Below are 12323 nucleotides of genomic sequence, written 5' to 3' on the forward strand. Positions count from 1 at the left end.
GAATGACACCCCCCACGCCTCCACCCACCACTGCGACCGCAGCCTCACCCCTTCAGGTTTCATCGATACCGGCGGCTGATGGCTCGAGCTGGCTTCTGCAGGAGTTCGTCGGCCGGGTTGCGGGTGTCACCGGCGCTTTGCTGGTCTCACGGGACGGCCTGAAGATGGCGGTATCGGGCTTGGAGACCGCCGGGGCGGACCGAGCAGCCGCATGGATGTCCAGCCTGCACTCCCTGGCACGGTCTGCAGCCACCCTGATCGGAGCCCGGGACAGCGGATTTCGGCAGGTCATCATCGAGGACGCCAGCGTCTTGGTGTTCGTCGTGAGTGCCGATTTCGCCATCACAAGCACGCCGGGTGCCGAGCCCGGCCTGGTCGGCTGCGTGCTCGGTGTTCTGGCCGAGCCGGACGCAGACCCCGGCGTGGTCGGCTACGAGATAACTCTGCTGGTCAAGAGCGTGGCCGAACACATGACCACCCCGACCCGCGGTGGTCGGCACACCGCAGGAGGGCAGTGACCATGCCCGGACTAGCAGGCCACAGCTCGCGCCGCCCTCCAGGCCCCTACACCGTGGCGGCCGTAACCGGACCGGCCGGTGCTGTCGAGTGGGACCAGGCGTGGGAGACCTACGACGCCGAACACGTGCGCCCCTACGCGATCACCGGCGGCCGGACCCGTCCGCAGCACACGATGCGGCTGGTGACCCTGCTGGAGACCGCGGACAGTGCACCTGTCCAAGGGCTCGGCCCCGAGTCGTCCCAAGTGGTCGAGCTATGCCGCAAGCAGCCGTGCCCGGTCGCCGAAATCGCAGCTCGCCTTGGTCTCCCCGTCCAGGCCGCCAAGATCATCATCAGCGACCTGATCGACTGCGGCGCACTGGTCATCGCCCTGCCCGACCCCGGGGTTTCCGATCACCTGCAAGTTCTAGAGGCGCTGCGTTCCGGCCTGGAAACGAGGCTGTCCAATGTCGCCTGACCGTATTGAGACAACCGGACCTGGTCGATGCGATCCCGCACCCTTAACCGCGAAGATCATCGTCAGTGGCGGGTTCGGGGTCGGCAAGACCACCATGATCGGCGCGGTCAGCGAAATCGACCCGCTGACCACCGAGGAACAGCTCACGGTGGTCAGTGACGGCGTCGACTCCCTGGCGGGGGTGGAGGACAAGACCACCACCACCGTCGCACTGGACTTCGGCCGCCTCACTTTCGACCAGCAGCAGATGGTGCTGTATCTGTTCGGCACACCCGGCCAGGACCGCTACTGGTTCACCTGGGATGACCTCACCTACGGCGCGGTCGGCGCCGTGGTGCTGATCGACACCCGTCGGCTGACCGACAGCTTCGGCCCGGTCGGCTACTTCGAGCAGCGCGGCATCCCGTTCGTGGTCGCGATCAACGAGTTCGCCGACGCCCCGCACCGCTACACCCCGGCCGAGGTCCGACACGCTCTCGACATCCCCGACGACGTGCCGATCGTGCACTGCGACGCCCGCGACGCGCGCTCGGCCATCACCGTGCTGCTGACCCTGGTCGACCACGCGCTCTCCCGCCCGCACCAACCTGAGCGGCCGCACCAGCCCATCGTCCAGGGAGCCTCCGCATGAAGTACGACCCCGACTCCGGCCTGCACGTGCCTACCTGGCACGACACCGCCGAGCAGCGTATGAAACTGCTCGCCGAACTCGGCCTCGCCATGAACCCGGACGCCGAGTTCGACCGGTTCGCCGCCCGGATCTCCGGCACCTTCGCCGCCGAACTCGGCGAACACGGTCAGAACCTGTACGCGATGGTGAACCTGTTCACCGAGCAGGAGCAGACGTTCGTCGGGCTGCACATACCGCCCGGCATGCGGGCGGTGGACCGGACCATGCGGCCCGATCACGGGTTCTGTCCCGAGATGCTCGACCGCACCAAGGCGCTCGTTCTGTCTGACGTGTGCGCCAACCCGCACTTCGCGTCCAACCCGGTGGTCGACAAGTTGGGCGTCCGCACCTACGCCGGCGCGCCGCTCGTCCACGAGCCCACCGGAACCGTGCTGGGCACCGTGTGCGTCATCGGCACCGACCCGCTCCCCAGGGAGACCGGGCAAACCTCGCTCGCGCTCATCAAGCGGCACCGCGACGCACTCATGGACGCGCTCGCGCAGCGAGCCGACACCAGCGGCCGCCACAGTCCCGGTGACAGAAGCGGCTGAGATCAGCCCGCGGCGATGACTTCTGCCGGACCCGACCGTCCGGCAGTGGTGGGTCCAAGTGGAAGGGATGGTTCGTGTTCGAGACCGACGACCACAAGAGCCTGAGGGAAACGGTTCGCTCCTTCGCCGAGGGAGAGATCGCCCCCCGCGTGGCCTGGATGGAGTCCGCGCAAACCGTTGATGTCCAATCCTCCGCCCTGATCGCCCGGCAGGGGTGGCTCGGGGTGACCATCCCTTCCGAGTACGGCGGCATGGGCGCTGGCCACCTCGCCAAGACGATCGTGATCGAGGAGCTGGCGAGAGTGTCGGGCGCGATGGGCGCCATGGTCCAGGCATCCCAACTCGGCGCCGCCAAGATCATCCACTACGGGACCGAGGAGCAGAAACGCCTGTGGCTGCCGCGAATCGCGTCGGGTGACTGGCTGCCGACGATCGCGGTGACCGAGGAGGAGTCGGGCGGCAATGTGCTGGACATGCGGGCCAGCGCCCGCCGCGACGGCGACTATTGGGTCCTGAACGGCCGCAAGAAGTACGTCGGCAACTCCCACCTCGGGGGTCCGCATGGCGTAGTCGTTCGCACCGGGGCCGAGGCGGCGGGGTCCCGCTCGCTGTCGGCGTTCCTGGTCGAGGACAATCGGGTCGGCTTCCAGGTGGTTCCGCATCAGCCGTCGCTGGGGCTGCACGGTTTCAGCTTCGGTGACCTGGTCATGGACGACGTACGGATCCCGGCCGACAACATGATCGGCAGCGAGGGCGACGGACTCGCCGTCGCTTACAGTTCGTCCATCCTGTACGGCCGCCCCAACCTGACCGCCGTCGCGCTGGGCATCCACCAGGCCTTGCTGGAGGAGACCGTCCGGTTCGCCAAAGAGCGCCGTCGCCGGGACGAGCCGCTGGCCAAACTGCCCACCATCGAGCAGCGGATCGGGCAGATCAACGAGCGGTTGATGACCGCCCGCACGCTGGCCTACCAGGCCGCGCACATGCTCGACCACGGCCAGGCCTGCGACGACGAGCTGATCAGCGCCAAGTACCGGGGCGTGGAATCGCTGATGGAGTCCGTTTTGGCCACGATGAAGATCCACGCGGCGGCCGGACTCCGGCGCGACCGCTGCATCGAGCGTCTGGTCCGGGACGCCTTCCACATCGATGCACCCGCCGGTACCGGTGACATCCAGTTGCGCCGCTTGGGCGAGTCCGCGCTGGGCCAGGGCAAGGGCCAGTGGTCGTGTCGCCTGGTCCACGTGACAGCTCTGCCCCCGTCGTCCGTCCCGTCCGAAGCTGCGCAAGAGCCTGCTGCCTGACCTGCGATGCGGCCTCCGGGACTGCCGAAGGCCCGTTCCCGAGGCCGCACCGCATCCCCCTTCCCTCCGTCGAAAACCAATAGCTCCTATGACTGCACCTGATCTGCTCACGCCTGCCGAGGTGGCGGCGCTGTTCCGCGTCGACCCGAAAACGGTCACCCGATGGGCAAAGGGAAACAAGCTCTCTTCGATCCGGACGATGGGCGGTCACCGCCGCTACCGGGCCTCCGAGGTCTACGAACTGCTGAACGCCGAGCGCCGCTCCACCCGGTACACCCAGCTGGAGACGCTGGTCGACGACTACTACGGCGCCGACCCCACCGGCGTGCTGCTGGACCTGGCAGACCGGTACGGCCTCGCCGTCACCGTCCTGGACCGCGCCTGGTTCACCCGCTTCGCACAACGTGACCTCACCGACCTCGAGTGGAAACAAATCGCTGCACAACTCGGGGACTTCAGCCGCGAGCTTCATCAGGCTTGCGCCGGCCACCTGCTCGACTACGCCTCCACGGTGTTGGGCGCCGCAGGCATCCCCCTTCCGGACATGACCGGCCTCGAACTACCGTCACCGCCCATTGCAGACCGAGAGAGCCAGGCCACCGAGGGCAGCGTCGCGGTGCTAAGCGCGACGTCCGGCACTACAGCGCACGCGGAGCAAGACTCGTTGGCCGCTGGCGTACCGGTCCTCATGTTGGACGATGTCGACCGGCTGGTGCCCCAGTCAGCCCGGGTCTGGAACTACATCCTGGGCGGCAGCGACCACTACGAAGCCGACCGGCAGGCCGCCGACACCTTCCAGGAGGTCTATCCCGACCTTGCACACCTGGTGGTGAGTCAGCGCGGCTTCAAGCGTCAGGCGATCGAATACCTCGCCAAGCAAGACGTGCGGCAGTTCATCGAAATCGGCCCTGGCCTCCCGTCCCCGAAAGACCTCACCGACACCCACATCGTCGCGAGATCGGGAGCCTCCGACACCCGGACCGTCTACGTCGACAACGACCCGCTCGTGACCATCCGCATCCAGGAGTTGCTGAACAGCGAGCCGGGCTGCCGGGCCGCCCTCGTCCACGCTGACATCGCCGACACCGAAACCGTCCTGGCAGGCGCCGCCCGCCACCTGGACCTCAATCAACCCGTCGCAGTCCTACTCATCGGCGTGATGGGCCACATCGACAACACCGACGACGCGTACGCGATCGTGCGCCGCTTGGTGGAGGGCCTGGCACCGGGCAGCTACTTGGCACTCAGCGATGCCACCACCACAAGAACCGCACTCACCTGGGCGCAAGAGACCTACAACGGCACCGGCGCTGTGCCCTACCGGCTCCGCACCCCTCCCCAGATAGCCGAATTCTTCGCCGGTCTGAACCCCGTCCAACCGGGCCTGGTGCCACCCGCACTCTGGAGGCCGGGCCAGCCCCCGTCGAGGAGCGTCAACACCGACGCACGATGCGCAGTGGCTAGAACGTGCTGACCCCGTCCCACCACTCGGCCCATCCGTCTGGTACCACACCCGCCGGAGCCCTCCGTGAGGAAGACGTTCCACGCATGCCCCAGGCCCCAATCCGTATCGGTGTCTTCTACGACGGCGCGTTCTTTGCTCCGCTGGCGCACTACTACCAGCAACACCACCAGACGCGTCGGCGCATCGAGTTGGAGGGATTCCACGAACAGCTCTGCCGATACGCGTCCACGGTGTTCCGCCGGCACATCGATGAGATAGAGGTCACCGAAGCCCACCACTTCCAAGGGCTTGGCCAGCCCGCCCCGGCCGCGTTCACCGCCGTGCTGGACTGGCTGAAGATCCAACGCCACGAACTGCCCTTCGACCACGGCAAGAACGGTGGCGGACCCGAGGGCCTGGCCGTGGAGCTCGCGCTCACGTGTCACGAAGCGGCCGCCGAGGTACCGCTCGACATGGCGGTACTGATCACCGGCGATCCCGAGTACGTCCCGCTGGTCGACTGGCTGGCCGAGGACCACGTTCAAGTCGTCGTCCCCAGCGTCTACCTGACGTTCCCCAACCGTGCTGGGCATCAGCAATGCCTGGCCACGGCCCCGCGTCTTCTCGAACGCGCTGGCCACACTCCCGCCTTTGACACCCTGCTGCCCCGCAGACGCGAGTTCGGCGGTGAACGGCCGTGACCCCACACTGTCCCATCACGTTTCGCTACCGCCGAGGCCAGCAAGGTCCTGTAGCGAGTTTGGGCGGGCCGTTTTGCCAGCCTCATCCCACCGTCGCGTCGCTGCGGTCACAGCCTTGCCCGGACGCCGGATGAACGAGAATGCCGAGCGGATCGGGAACCAGGTCGACGGCTCCGGGCAGATAGGAACCGTCGTGCAGGCCGCCGCCGTGCACGGCGACGTACACCTGCACGCCCCCGTGCTCAGCGTAGGACGGCCGGTGATGATGCTGCCCGCGCCGCCCCACCGGATCCTTGATCGGGTGGCTGAACGCGCCGTCCTGAACCGGATCGTCGGCTCGCAGCGTCGATCGGCACGGCCGAGCCTGCTGGTCATCAGCGGCCCGGCCGGTGCAGGAGCCACCGCCCTGGCACTGGATGCCGCGCACCGAGCCATGCGTGCCGGTGCCGCTCCAGGCGGCGCATTGTGGGCGGACCTGACCCAGGGCGCAGCCACCGGCCGGAACCGGGGCCAGGCCGACGAGCGCTGTAGCCGTGTCGCCGCTGTGCTGTCGTGCTGGCTGCGGGCCCTGGGGGCGCCCTGGGTGCCCGATCATCCTGACGAGGCCGCCGCGCTGCTGCGGTCGGTGACCGCGTCCCGGCCGGTTGTCGCGGTGATCGAGTGCGCCGCCACGGCCGTGCAGGTGCGGGCACTGCTGCCCGCTGCAGGTCTGGTCGTGGTGACCAGCAGGTTCCGGCTTGTGGACCTGATAGCCGACGGCGCGGAACACCTCGATGTTCCGCCGCTGCCCGAGGAGGCGGCGATGGACCTGGCCGCCGACGTGATCGGTGAGCGCGCGTCCGACGAGCCCGGTGGAGTACGCGCGCTGGTGGCCGCATGCGGCGCGCTCCCGGGCGCGGTCGTCGCCGGCGCGGCCTACGTGGCCGCCCGCCCTAACCGTCCGATCCACGAACTGGCCTCCCGGCTGACCCGGCCCCCAGCCCGGCAGCCGCTCCGCCCCTCCACCATCAGCCAGCACCCGACCGTGAGCACCGACGAGGAGATCATCGTGAACACAACACTCGGTGCCGTCTACAACGGGTTCCCGCCGGACCTACAGGACGCTTACCGGCGCCTGGCCCTGATGCCGAGCCCGTTCAGCACCGCCGCAGCAGCCACACTCCTCCAACTCGGCGACGAGGCCACCGACACGGTGCTGGCTGATCTCCGTCAGGCGCACATGCTGCAGTACGAACGAGAGCACGATCAGTGGCAGATGCCTACCCCCGTCCTCACTCACGCCACCAGCCTCACCGAAGACCTGCCCGCCGACGAGCGGATCGCCGCGGTGGCCCGTATCGCGCGTCACTATCTGATGTGGGCCGCCAAGCTCGACACCGTCATCGTGCCCGGCCGTCGCCGCTACGCCGCCGTCTTCGGGTGGCTCCCGGAGCGCTCTGCCTCGGTCTCTGGGCCTCAGGTCGCGATCGCCTTGATGCAGACCTGGGTCCCGTCTCTGCTCGCTGCCCAGGCGGCGGCTGCTCACGCGGGTCTGCATGGCCTGGCCTGGCAGTACGCCGAGGCGCTCTGGGGCTATGTGACCCATCGCCAGGACTACGCCGCTTGGCGGCAGCTCTGTAACGTCGCGCTGGACTCCGCGACCCGCGCCGATGACCCTGGCGCCATGGCGCGCGTGCATTGCCTGGTCGGGCTCCTGGACCGATGGCTGGGACGCTTCGATGACGCGGCGCGCCATCACACCGAGACCGCACGCCTGGCCCGGCAGTCCGGTGACACCCTGACCGAGGCGTCCGCCGCCGAGCACCACGGCGCCACCCTGATGCGGATGGGACGCCCCGAAGATGCCCTCCGGGTCCTGCGAGACGGGCTGGCCCTTTACCGGGCCGTCCCGTCTCACCCGCGAGGGGAGGCCCTGCTGCGGCGCCAGCTCGGCATTGTCCTAAGCCAACTCGGATACCACGACGAAGCCGAAACCGAGTTTTCCGCAGCCGAAGCCGTTTTCAACGACCTTGGCGAGCCCTACCCCCGGTCCCGCCTCGCCATCAACCGTGCCGAAGCAGCAGCCAGAACCGGTCGCTTGGCCGAGGCATTGGCCCACCTGGACCGGGCTGAAGAGATCCTCCCTCAAAGGCCAGCTCCCCACGACGCTTACCTTCAATACCTGCGCGCCGACCTGCACGGCCGCACCGGCGACCACCAGGCCGCCCACCAGGCCCTGGCGGCCGCCATCAGGCTCGCCGACCGGCTGCCCACCGGTCACCCCACCACACTGCTCATCAAGGCACTGGTGGACGAGCGGTCCCGCTCCATCTGAGCAGACGACCAACAAGCCGACCACCCCCCGTAGGTCCGTTGCCCTCACCGCTCCCGTCGCGGCGACGGCCGGGCATTCCGGACGTCGGGCTTTGGGCGGCTGAGGGCGGCCATGAGTTGGTGGGTGTCCTCGTTGGGTTCTGCGTCGATCTCGTCGAGGCGGCTTCCCAGGAGTTGGTAGGTCCGCCGGACGGCGTCCGGGCGGCCGAGCCGAGCTTGGAGGCGCATGACCTCACGGTAAAGAGGCTCGGAGTATGGGTCGTAAGTGATTGCTCGTTCGAGGGTGGCGAGTGCTCGATCCGGCTGCTCTTGCTGCGTGAGTTGGACGAAGTTCCCGAGGGCATCGATGACGGCGCGGCGAAGGTATTCGCGGTGAGCATTGGCCCACTCGTACTCGAGACCACTGGCGAACTCCCCGGTGTAGAGATCGCCAACCAGGGCGAGAGCGTCGATGCGTTCGGTGTTGTCGTCGGCCTGTTCGGCGTCCATGAGGGTGGTGGTCAGCTGCCAGAGGTCGACGTCGATGAGGTCGGGGTCGATGCGGTAGTGGCCGGCAGTGTGGAGAACGTACTTGGGCTCGGCGAGGCCGGTTGCCGCGCGCAGGGCCTTGCGGATGTTGGTGGTGGCGGTGTTGAACTGGATGACCGCGGATTCGGGTACGAGATCGGGCCACAGAGCGCCGATGGCTTGGTCGCGGGTGGCGCCCTTGGGATGCAACGCGAGGTAGGCGAGTAGCTGTTTGGCGCACTTGCGCATGCCCGAGGTGATGGGGCCGTCCGCGGTATGGAGGAGGACCGGTCCGAGTACCTGAAGTCGGGCGGGAGCTTGGCGGCCTTCGACGGAGGGGCGGGGCGGCGGGACGAGAGAGTGAGCACTCTCTGGGGCGGGTTCAGGCGGGGTGCCGGTGCTCCCTACGGGTGCGGGAAGGATGGGTTCGCTACCGGTGGCGGTCTGGATGGTCTGCAGCATGTCGTCGGCGTCGTCGGCAGTCAGGTGGAACAGACGCGCTCCGGTGAACTGGTCGGCGCAGGGGCCGTTGGCGACGGTGACGGTTCCGTCGTCGGCGAGTGCTAGGCCGGTACCGTCTTTCCAGGGGCCGAGTAGCAGTGCGCCGATGCTGTGGCGGCGGCCGAGCATGGCGAGGGCGTGCACGGTAGCGGAGTTGTACACCGCCGTCGCGTCGTGCGTGGGGGCCGCTGCCACCAGAAGCATCGTCGGCAGCGGTTCGGCGGGGTCGTCGATGCGCAGAGCTGCTACGTCGGGCAATTCGGCCGTCTGGCGCATTCGGCTGCGGCGCAGGAGTTCGGCTTCGAGGTGTTCGACGGCTTCGTTCAGGGACGGCGTGATGATCAGGCCCTCGACTGCCCGGGCCAAGCCGGTGATGTCGGTGCCAGGGAAGAGTGCTTCGGCGTCAGCCTCGGGGATGACGATTTCGGCGCGGTAGCGGCGGGACTTGGGCAGGAGTTCGGTGGTGATGGCTCGGGCGGCGGCGTGCGCGCCATCTCCGGATAGGCCAAGGCTGAGTCCTGCCAGCGGGATGGTGACGGCTTGGCCGTCGCGGGTGCCTACGACTAGGTGGTCGGGTTCAGGGGTGAGCAGGTCCTTGCGGACGAGTTCTGGGTCGGATGGGACAGACGCCTCACGGTCGGCGTAGGTATCCAGGTGAGCCTTGTGGGCTTTGAGGACGGGGGTCGGGATCGGGGGTTCGGGAACGTACTCTGCGGCATCGGGATCGCTTTGCAGCGGACGCCGGCGGCGTCGGTGCAGGCGGGTGGCGGCTACGGCCACGCTGAGCGCGGCGGCGAGACCGAGGCCGATGAGCGAGCCGGACGGCAGGGAGATCGCCAGGGGTGAGCCCGCATCGTCCTGGTCGTCCGGTGACGAGGGCGGCGGGCTGGCGGAGCGGTCGGCGGGCGGTGCCACGACTGGGCTAGGCACCGGCGACGTGGTCGTTCTGCCGGACGTCGAGCTGGGCGGAGCGGGCGTGCGAGTACTGCTTTGCGTCTCTTGTTCGGGCGGGGTGTTGTGCGGCTTCGGCCGCGGTGAGGCTGCTGGCGACGGTGAAGACGCCTCGTCCGGCGTGCTGAGGCGCGGAAGCCGGACGAGCTGGCCGGGGTGGATAACGTCGGGATCGGTGAGGGCAGGGATTCCGTTGGGTTGGTCGATGTTCCGGCTCTTCTCGAAGATTTCGGGGTAGCGGTCGCCGGAGCCGTAGGTGCGGCGGGCGAGGTTCCAAAGGGTTTCGCCTCGCTTGACGACGTGAGTTCGCGCCTCGTGATGATCGGACTTCGGCCGAGCCGGGGGCTCGTCGGCAAGGAGCGGAGTCCACTCGGATTCGGCTGACCCCTGCGGTGGTGCGTCTTGCTCGGGAGATAGATGCCCTTGTCCGCCGGATTCGGGACCGGCAGCGGCATGGACCCCGGTCACAGCGTGCATGGTGGTTGCGGCGGAGGCCGAACTGGCAAGAGAAGCGGCGGCGCTGAAGGTGAGGGTGGCTGTGGCAACCAGGTTTCGGACCAGTTCTTGGAGCGGTCGGACGGGGCGCGACGCGGCGGCCCTGGACCGTCCGGCCAGATAGTTCACCGCCTCGGAGCAGACGGTGACGATGAACAGGCACCACGCGCCCCAGCCGATGAGGAAGAGCGTGGCCAGGAACACGCTCTGGTCGGTGTCCTGCCGCATCAGGGTCGCGCTGATCTCCTCCCACGACGGGATCCGGTCCGGGATGGGCGAGCCGCCCATGGCGTACATCGCGACCGGACATCCGACCAGGAAGAACAGGAAGACCACGAGAGCGGTGAGCCCCCGCGCGAAATCGGCGAGGCGGCTGCGTCCGGTGTAGGTCACGGCTGGTGAGGTCCTTCCACTCCGGTGGTCAGGTTCGCGGTCGCGGCGCCGTCGGCGCGGAGGTGGTCGATGCCGATGACAGGCAGGAACAGTGCGGGCCGGGTGATGGTGACGTGGACGTGGATGGAGCGCGTTCCAGACGTCGTCACCGTGCCGGTGTAACCGCCTGCCCGCAGGTAGTCCTGCGCAGCGCGGATCGCGGCACGGCGGTCGACGGTGAACTTGCCGTCGCTGTAGGCGCGATTGAGGTCGACACGTCCGGCTCCGGCGCGGGCGGCTTCTTGGGCCGCGGTGTTGGCGTCCTGGCGGGCTTCGAGTTTCTGCTCGAAATCGACGACGGCGCCGAAGAACATCACCACGACCAGGGTGAGGATGACGGCAAATATGCTCACGCTGCCGGCATCGGTGAGACCCTGCCGACGACGGCCGATCCATGAGCCCAAGTCGGTCACCGGGCTTTCCCTCGGTAAGGGTCGATGGGAGATCGGTGAGTCTTGGTCACGGTTCGTGATCCGGGCATGCCCGGTAGCGCCACGTCGGCGAGCCGGATGTCACAGGTGACCCGCGCCGATACCGTCCCGGCTTGACCCACCGGGCGGCGGAAACCGGATAGGTCGAGCTTGACGGTCGGGCGGCAATGCAGTCCGCGGTCACCCAGCGTCGCCATGGCGCTGGCTGTCGCGTCCGTGCGGGCTTGGGGGGCGGTGCGTGCGATGGAGGCGTGCCTGGCCGCGTCGGCGGCGGCCTGGGCGACGACGGCGCTGCCGTGCTGGACGCGCATCACCAGCAGCAATCCGGCCAGGAACGTGATGAACAACGGGGCGAGGATCGCCACCTCCACGGCTGCGTTCCCCGCGTCCCCGGTGTGCAGCGGCGTCCTGCGCCTGAGACGGTTCCTCATGGCTGCTCGGTAGTGAAGCGTTCTCTTGCGCCCCGTGCCGTGCGGCTGACGGCGATGTCCACGCCAGGCAGAATCGAGGGAGCACTTCCGGACACCTGGACGGCGATGGTCGTACCCCCGGACACGGTCACCTCCGGTGCACGCAGAACAGGTTCGGCACGGGCGAAGGCGATGGCGGCGGAGCGGCCGTTGGCCGCGCTGCCATGACGGGCGCGAGCCGCACGAAGTCCTTCCTCAGCGGACGACAAGGCAACGTCACGGGCGACCGAGATCATGACCGTCTGCAGCAGCGCCAGGAACAGCACGCCGACGGCGGGGAAGACGATGGCGGCCGTGACGGTCGCCGATCCCGTGTCCCGTCCGGGGCTCCTGGTCAGGTTGTGCCGGGTCATGGGCCGCTGGAGCCGGGGATTTTGCTGATCCAGCCGTTCACCTTCCCGGCGACGGCGAGGTAGACGGTGAAGGCCAGGCCGGCGAACCCGGCCACGATGATGATCGTCTCCACCACCCCCGACCCCCTGTCGCGCCGGACGTTGAGATCTGCGAGTCGGTTGAGAAGAGCGATCGCCAAGCGTGCTGCAGCGGTGTTGAGCGCGTTCATGGTCCCCCGAGTCGA

General features: G+C 68.3%; 13 protein-coding genes and 1 pseudogene. 9 read left to right on the top strand and 5 right to left on the bottom strand.

The window, feature by feature from the left end:
- The first annotated feature begins 2 nt into the window (after window positions 1–2).
- From ACQP1N_RS04275 to ACQP1N_RS04315, 9 genes and pseudogenes are all read left to right on the top strand, one after another.
- Window positions 3–518 (top strand): roadblock/LC7 domain-containing protein, encoded by a 516-nt coding sequence (locus tag ACQP1N_RS04275; protein ID WP_364545351.1) that lies wholly within the window; start codon window positions 3–5, stop codon window positions 516–518.
- Between the two features lie 2 nt (window positions 519–520).
- Window positions 521–976 carry a DUF742 domain-containing protein gene (locus ACQP1N_RS04280; RefSeq protein ID WP_433229230.1) on the top strand — a complete coding sequence of 152 codons (456 nt, stop codon included), beginning with the start codon at window positions 521–523 and terminating at the stop codon, window positions 974–976.
- The gene (locus ACQP1N_RS04285) at window positions 966–1607 is read left to right on the top strand and encodes a GTP-binding protein (protein WP_433229232.1); all 642 of its coding nucleotides are present in this window, start codon (window positions 966–968) and stop codon (window positions 1605–1607) included. The genes ACQP1N_RS04280 and ACQP1N_RS04285 overlap by 11 nt, the downstream gene beginning before the upstream one ends.
- Window positions 1604–2197: a GAF domain-containing protein gene (locus tag ACQP1N_RS04290; RefSeq protein WP_433229233.1), complete on the top strand. Its 594-nt coding sequence runs from the start codon at window positions 1604–1606 to the stop codon at window positions 2195–2197. Before ACQP1N_RS04285 ends, ACQP1N_RS04290 begins: the two co-directional genes overlap by 4 nt.
- A gap of 74 nt (window positions 2198–2271) precedes the next feature.
- On the top strand, window positions 2272–3501 hold the full coding sequence (locus tag ACQP1N_RS04295; protein ID WP_433229235.1) for an acyl-CoA dehydrogenase family protein: 1230 nt from the start codon (window positions 2272–2274) through the stop codon (window positions 3499–3501).
- Window positions 3502–3589: 88 nt separating this feature from the next.
- Window positions 3590–3748, top strand: a pseudogene (locus ACQP1N_RS04300) (BldC family transcriptional regulator); the annotation flags it as partial.
- 297 nt (window positions 3749–4045) lie between these two features.
- On the top strand, window positions 4046–4975 hold the full coding sequence (locus ACQP1N_RS04305) for an SAM-dependent methyltransferase (protein ID WP_433232573.1): 930 nt from the start codon (window positions 4046–4048) through the stop codon (window positions 4973–4975).
- A 74-nt stretch (window positions 4976–5049) separates the two neighbouring features.
- Window positions 5050–5646, top strand: coding sequence for an NYN domain-containing protein (locus tag ACQP1N_RS04310; RefSeq protein ID WP_433229237.1), 597 nt, complete (start codon window positions 5050–5052; stop codon window positions 5644–5646).
- A gap of 130 nt (window positions 5647–5776) precedes the next feature.
- The gene (locus tag ACQP1N_RS04315) at window positions 5777–7960 is read left to right on the top strand and encodes a hypothetical protein (RefSeq protein WP_433229238.1); all 2184 of its coding nucleotides are present in this window, start codon (window positions 5777–5779) and stop codon (window positions 7958–7960) included.
- Between the two features lie 44 nt (window positions 7961–8004).
- Here ACQP1N_RS04315 and ACQP1N_RS04320 read toward each other — a convergent pair whose 3' ends face one another.
- From ACQP1N_RS04320 to ACQP1N_RS04340, 5 genes are read right to left on the bottom strand one after another with little or no spacing between them, the layout of a single operon-like run.
- Complete coding sequence (locus ACQP1N_RS04320) at window positions 8005–10806, bottom strand: BTAD domain-containing putative transcriptional regulator (RefSeq protein WP_433229239.1); 2802 nt, start codon at window positions 10804–10806, stop codon at window positions 8005–8007.
- Window positions 10803–11258 carry a pilus assembly protein TadG-related protein gene (locus ACQP1N_RS04325; protein ID WP_433229241.1) on the bottom strand — a complete coding sequence of 152 codons (456 nt, stop codon included), beginning with the start codon at window positions 11256–11258 and terminating at the stop codon, window positions 10803–10805. The genes ACQP1N_RS04320 and ACQP1N_RS04325 overlap by 4 nt, the downstream gene beginning before the upstream one ends.
- The gene (locus ACQP1N_RS04330; RefSeq protein WP_433229243.1) at window positions 11255–11647 is read right to left on the bottom strand and encodes a TadE/TadG family type IV pilus assembly protein; all 393 of its coding nucleotides are present in this window, start codon (window positions 11645–11647) and stop codon (window positions 11255–11257) included. The genes ACQP1N_RS04325 and ACQP1N_RS04330 overlap by 4 nt, the downstream gene beginning before the upstream one ends.
- Before the next feature lie 56 nt (window positions 11648–11703).
- Window positions 11704–12099, bottom strand: a complete 396-nt coding sequence (locus ACQP1N_RS04335; RefSeq protein ID WP_433229244.1) for a pilus assembly protein — start codon at window positions 12097–12099, stop codon at window positions 11704–11706.
- The gene (locus tag ACQP1N_RS04340; protein WP_433229245.1) at window positions 12096–12308 is read right to left on the bottom strand and encodes a hypothetical protein; all 213 of its coding nucleotides are present in this window, start codon (window positions 12306–12308) and stop codon (window positions 12096–12098) included. Before ACQP1N_RS04340 ends, ACQP1N_RS04335 begins: the two co-directional genes overlap by 4 nt.
- Window positions 12309–12323: the final 15 nt, after the last annotated feature.

This window comes from Actinomadura formosensis, assembly GCF_050948385.1.
GTDB lineage: Bacteria > Actinomycetota > Actinomycetes > Streptosporangiales > Streptosporangiaceae > Spirillospora > Spirillospora formosensis.